This is a genomic window from Halobacillus sp., assembly GCF_049282395.1.
Lineage (GTDB): Bacteria > Bacillota > Bacilli > Bacillales > Halobacillaceae > Halobacillus.
This window is the reverse complement of record NZ_JBAPTY010000067.1, coordinates 1-5945: the sequence shown is the minus strand read 5'-3', so window position 1 is coordinate 5945 and position 5945 is coordinate 1. Positions and strand designations below refer to the sequence as shown.

The following is a 5945-nucleotide window of genomic DNA, read 5'->3' as shown; positions in this document are numbered from 1 at the left end:
CCCCTCCGGACCTGGCCGAATCAGAAGCTCGAAACGGGTTTATCCCTCACCCACTTGAAGAAAAATAATCACATGGGCATATATCCTTTTTTCAGGCTGGAACTAGCCTGTTAAATAAGCATTTCAGACAGGATAAGGAGGAAAGAATACCCTCTTTGCGAAAGGTCCGTTCGCTCTAATAAAGTTGGGCTGGTGGGGAAATGGCGAGACTCCCATGGGAGAAGGACCTAGGTGAGATCCCACAGCGAGTGAAACGAGCGAGGAGCTCACCGTTCCCCCATAGGAAAGCGAGTTATTTCCCCACCAACCCCCCTCATATCGTAACGGACCCAAATTATTTCGAAACTGAGTCTTCAACAATCCGGCCTTATAGCTTAATAGACCTTTTCTGAAAAAAACAATAACAGCGTTTAGCAGAGCTTACGAATAAAAATGATTGAATCGTTCGGACAAGGTTAAATAACCTCCATAAAAACAGGAACCTTCCTGAGGAGGAAGAGTTCCTTACCTTTTGTGCTATAAGATAAAAATCCAGATGAGAATAATAGAGAGGACAAAAGTAATGGAATAAATAACCGTAAGCATAGGTATGCTCGAATTTTTTGTTTCGTTTTTCAGACTATCGGTTTCATTTTTAGAAGAGCTTTTCTTTTCCTGTTTTGTCATTTCTTTAGCAATCATGATTGTACTGACAAGGGCTATGATGGAAACGATGATCACCACTGCATAATAAATCGGGTACATAGATATCCGCTCCTATCACTTATACTTACTACTATTATAAATTATGCTGAGGTTTGCCGCGAAACATACACGTTCTCCAGTATGCTTTCATAATGGAGCCTTACACGAACGAAGGGTTACCTTCATCTTTCATGGTGCTAGAAACATTCCCGTGAACGTCACTGTTAAATCTAAAGAATCCTTTTTGTTCTAATACGTATCCTGATAATAGGCTATTAAGAGGGAATGATCTACAGATAGGTTTCCCTGGTTACATAACGAATCCCCATCCGTCAGACGTATGGGGATTCGTTTAGGTCCTTAATGTTCTCCAGCTGCCTCGCGTTCTCCAGATGTTTTGTGATCTGTCTGTTTCGCTCGTTTAACGAAAAGGGAAACGACAAATCCGATAGCAGCTAAAGTAAAGGCAATAAAGTAAACCAGTTCAACACCGGCGACAAGTGCTTGACTCATGACCGTTTCAGATTCAGGATTTTGCGCATTGTTTAAAAAGCTTTCTTCTCTCGTAGTCATCAGACTGATGAACACAGCCACTCCTACAGCACCGGAGACGGGCTGTAAAGTATTCATAATTGCCGTACCGTGAGGATAGAGACGTTTAGGAAGCTGATTCAATCCGTTCGTCTGAGCTGGCATCATAACTGCTGATATCGAGAGCATAAGCAATAGATAACTGAGTACGATCCGCCAGATCGGGGTATCCATGCTTACCTGGCTTAAGGAGAACAAGGTTCCCATCAGAATAGCTGTCGCTGGTATGATCAATAGTCTCGGACCGAACTTATCAAACAGTTTTCCCATCAGCGGAGACATGAGACCATTCAATAAAGCTCCTGGAAGCAGAATCAGTCCAGCTGTTGCAGCAGGTATAGCAAGTGGTCCCTGCATGTACATGGGTAAAATGATTTCGGATGAAAACATCGAAACCATCACAATAATGAATAACACAAGACCAATGGTGAACATCGGGTATTGGAATACACGTATGTCAAGAAGCGGCTCCTCGAGCTTCAGCTGGCGAATGGAAAAGAAGATGAGGGACACTGCCCCTGCAATAATCATGGCAAGCACCTGGGGATCAAGAAAACTTGCTTCACCTTCTCCTGCCGAACTAAACCCAAGAACAATTCCACCAAATCCGACAGTGGAAAGTACAATAGAAAGAATATCGACTTTTGGTTTCGTCACTTCTCCTACATTTTTCAAAAACTTATAGGCAAACGCAATTGAGAATAAAGCAAATGGTATAACGGTAATAAACAAATATCTCCATCCTAAATACTCAACGATAATCCCTGATAATGTGGGACCAATCGCCGGCGCAAACATGATGACAAGTCCAATCATGCCCATAATTGCTCCTCGGCGTTCGGGTGGAAATAAAAGCAGGAATGTATTAAAGATAATCGGAATTAATAATCCTGTTCCAACCGCCTGCAGCAGTCTTCCAACAAGCAGAACGCCAAACGAAGGAGCAGCCGCACAGATGAGTGTTCCAATTGTAAATATGGTCATGGTGCCAAGAAACATTTGTCTTGTTGTAAATGTTTGAAGCAGCAGAGCGGAAACAGGAATCAGTATTCCCATCACTAGCATAAAGCCTGTAACCATCCATTGCACCACAGGAGCTGTAATATTAAATTGTTCCATTAATGTAGTCAAAGCAATATTCAAAAGCGTTTCATTTAAAATGGCAAAGAACGCTCCAATAATCAGTGAAATCATAACGGGTTTTACATTAAAGTCAGGATCGTCGGCTAAAAATTCATATTTGGTATTATCGTCCACAAGTAAGCCTCCTTTTTTAGCAATCACAAACTATTATTATAAAGGAAGAAAAGAGGAAGCGATAGTAAAAGTACTTTACACCTACATATGTTCAGGAGCCTCAATACCAAGCAGACTGAGCCCGTCTTTTAAAACAATGGTAAAGACATAAATAAGGGTTAAACGTGCATTTTGTTGCTCACCTTGTAAAATTTTTGTCTCCGCATAATACTTATTAAAAGCCTTGGTTAGCTCCAGCAGGTATTTAGCGACGTAGGAAGGATCATGATCCGTATTAGCTTTTAAAACCGTTTCTGGATAATGGCGGATCCATTTTACAAGTTGCCAGGAAGATTCTTCTATAAGTGAAGTGTCTGTTTCTTCTATTTGAAATGTCCCTTTTTCAAGCAGGGAGCGTCCTCTGACATAAGCGTACTGTAAGTACGGAGCGGTGTTTCCTTCAAAAGTCAGCATGTCTTCAAGCGAGAACTCTACATCATTGCGGCGATCGTGCTTTAGGTCGTGGAAGATCACGGCTCCAACACCCACTTGTTTCGCAATTTCCTCCTTGTTGAGTAATTCAGGATTTTTCTCCTCAATGTTAGAGGCAGCTTGTTGTATAGCTTCGTTCAGTACCTCCTCAAGCAGGATTGTTTTTCCTTGGCGCGTAGACATTTTCTTTCCATCTTTAAGCATCATACCAAAAGAAATATGCTTGAGCTGATCTGCCCAGTCAAAGCCAAGTTTGCGTAATACATGCTTCACTTGCTCAAAATGTAACGATTGTTCATGTCCAACGACATAGAGAGCTTCTTCAAATTCATATGTCTGATAACGGTCAATAGCAGCTGTTAAGTCTCTTGTCGCATAAATGGATGTTCCATTGCTTTTCTGGATCAGGCAGGGAGGAAGCCCCTCTTCATCAAGACGAACCACTTGGGCACCTTCGGATTCTTCAAGCAGTTGTTTTTCCAGGAGCAGCTTTACCGTTTTGTTCATTTTGTCATTGTAGTAAGCTTCTCCTCGTGTGAGATCGAACTCAATACCGAGCAGTTCATAAACCTTATCGAATTCTTCAAGGGATACATCTTTAAACCATTTCCAGAGCTTTAGCGCTTCTTCGTCCTGCTGCTCCAGTTTCTTAAACCATTCCCGTCCCTCTTCAATTAAGGAGGGATCGTCTTTTGAGGCCTGATGAAACTGGACATAAATTTTCGTAAGTTCCTTTAAGGGATTTTCTCGTACCTTCTCCTCATTGCCCCAGTGCTGATAAGCAGCAAGAAGCTTTCCGAACTGTGTGCCATAATCCCCTATGTAGTTAATTTTCACGGTAGTATAGCCACATTTTTCCGCCAGATTTGAAAGAGCATTTCCAATGACGGTGGAGCGGAGGTGTCCCATAGAAAAAGGTTTAGCGATATTCGGTGCAGACATATCCAATACGACCGTTTTACCTGTGCCGAAGGCGTGATTTCCATAAGTGGATGGATCGGTAAGCACCTGCTTCATGGTTTGCTCTGTTACAAAAGCCTGATTTAGAAAAATGTTAATATATCCGCCTGCTGTCTGCACCTCATTGAAGAGATCATGTTTGAGATGTGATGCCAGCTGAGAAGCGATCTCTTTGGGATTTCTTTTGAAGAAAGAAGCCAATGAAAAACAGGGAAAGGATAGATCCCCTAAATGCGGTTGTTTGGGGATTTCAATTTTGTTGTACACCCATTCTCTTGAAAACTGTTCACCTAGAAGATGGGATAGCTGTAGAGACAGAATGTGCTTTTCCATTTATAATTCCTCCTTCAATTAAAAAAACCTCGTCTCCTGAAAGAGACGAGGTATAACTCGCGGTACCACTCTTATAGCTTTATAGCCACTCGATATTGTTAACGGGGATTGCCCCGGCCTATCCCTACTTGATTCAGGCAGGCTTCTCAAAAGTCCGGTTCACTTATGGATATAGGTTCAGGCTCTCACCGTCCCTGAATCGCTTGCCCCTCACATATAAGCTACTCTCTTTTTTCCTGGAATTTAATTAATTTTAGAAAAGTATAGCGGATGGAGGCTGGATTTGCAAGATGATTATGGAATAACAATGGATGGGATGGGAAAAATATCAGGGAAATGAGGTGAGTGTTATGGACTGGATATGGAAAGCGATACTGATTATCATCGTGGGCACGATCATTCTTAGAATTGCAGGACGTAAATCGATATCTCAAATGACTCTTTCTCAGACCGTCATTATGATTGCGATCGGATCCCTTTTAATTCAGCCTGTGGCTGGGAAAAATGTGTGGGTTACGTTTGGTGTAGGTGGAGTGCTTGTTTTAACATTAATTGCAATGGAAGTAATGCAAGTGAAATTTGATTTTATGGAAAAATTTTTAACAGGGAAATCTAAGCCAGTGATCGTAAATGGTCAATTAAATGATCAGAACTTAAAGAAAATGAGGCTGACCGTTGATCAGTTGGAAATGAAATTGAGACAGCAGAGCGTTACCTCGATTCAGGACGTAAAATCAGCTACCCTCGAACCGAATGGTCAGATTGGTATAGAACTGAAAGAAAATTATAAACCAGCTACCAAACAGGACGTAGAAGAAGTACGGAAAGAATTAATTGCTTTAAAGAACCTGTTGGGATCCAATATGGCTTACCAGGCGCCGCAGACCGCACAATCAGCAAACATTTTTCAGGAAGTGGAAACGAAAAAAAACCAGAAGGATATTCCGGACCGCCTGCAATAAAAGCGTTTTTTAACACATAGGCAGAATGAAAGAAACTCTGGTTAAATCTTGGTACAATAGAAACAAGATTAATTAGAGGTGAGTTATTTGAATTCATTACATTCATTAGAATCTATTCAATCGTTTATTAACCGTGAACGATTGTCACTTGTTTATATATCACAACCGAATTGCACCGTCTGCCACTCGTTAAAACCACAGGTGGAGGAGTTGCTGAAGGAATACCCGGGCATATCCTCTATCCATGTGGATGCAAGCGAAGTACCTGAAGCGGCTGGTCAGTTCTCTGTCTTTTCTGTTCCAGCAGTTCTTGTTTTCTCTGAAGGTAAGGAATTGTTCAGAAAGGCGCGCTTCGTACCGCTTGGAGAACTGAATCAGCAGCTGGTGAAGTATAATCATTTTATTAACGAATCTTAAGCAGAAAATAAGAAACTTACGGGCACCATAAGCCCGTAAGTTTTTTTGTGCGATTTTATTGAAACACTGTTAGGAAGGAAGAGGTTGGGGCTGTCTTTTGGAAAGACTCCATTAAACGTCGCAGATAAATCTCATACAAGATATTCCACTATAGGGCCGATTACTGTAAGACTCAGTTTCGAGATAATTTGGGTCCGTTACGATATTTGGAGAAGGGCTGGTGGGGAAATAGCTCACTTTCCTATGGGGGAACGGTGAGCTTCCTCGCTC

Annotated in this window: 5 protein-coding genes and 1 other annotated feature; of the genes, 2 read left to right on the top strand and 3 right to left on the bottom strand. The window is 41.7% G+C overall.

Features of this window, described 5'->3' with window-relative positions; translation table 11 throughout:
• Positions 1 to 516: 516 nt before the first annotated feature.
• From WAM07_RS03570 to argS, 3 genes are all read right to left on the bottom strand, one after another.
• Positions 517 to 744: a hypothetical protein gene (locus tag WAM07_RS03570; protein ID WP_422164834.1), complete on the bottom strand. Its 228-nt coding sequence runs from the start codon at positions 742 to 744 to the stop codon at positions 517 to 519.
• 300 nt (positions 745 to 1044) lie between these two features.
• Complete coding sequence (locus WAM07_RS03565) at positions 1045 to 2469, bottom strand: MDR family MFS transporter (RefSeq protein WP_422164835.1); 1425 nt, start codon at positions 2467 to 2469, stop codon at positions 1045 to 1047.
• Between the two features lie 144 nt (positions 2470 to 2613).
• Positions 2614 to 4296, bottom strand: a complete 1683-nt coding sequence (gene argS, locus WAM07_RS03560) for an arginine--tRNA ligase (RefSeq protein ID WP_422164832.1) — start codon at positions 4294 to 4296, stop codon at positions 2614 to 2616.
• Between the two features lie 38 nt (positions 4297 to 4334).
• Positions 4335 to 4543: a binding site (T-box leader), on the bottom strand.
• Between the two features lie 103 nt (positions 4544 to 4646).
• Here argS and WAM07_RS03555 point away from each other — a divergent pair.
• On the top strand, positions 4647 to 5258 hold the full coding sequence (locus WAM07_RS03555; RefSeq protein WP_422164831.1) for a DUF421 domain-containing protein: 612 nt from the start codon (positions 4647 to 4649) through the stop codon (positions 5256 to 5258).
• Positions 5259 to 5345: 87 nt separating this feature from the next.
• Entirely contained in the window at positions 5346 to 5675 is a 330-nt protein-coding gene (locus WAM07_RS03550) for a thioredoxin family protein (RefSeq protein WP_422164829.1), read from the top strand.
• Positions 5676 to 5945 lie beyond the last annotated feature (270 nt).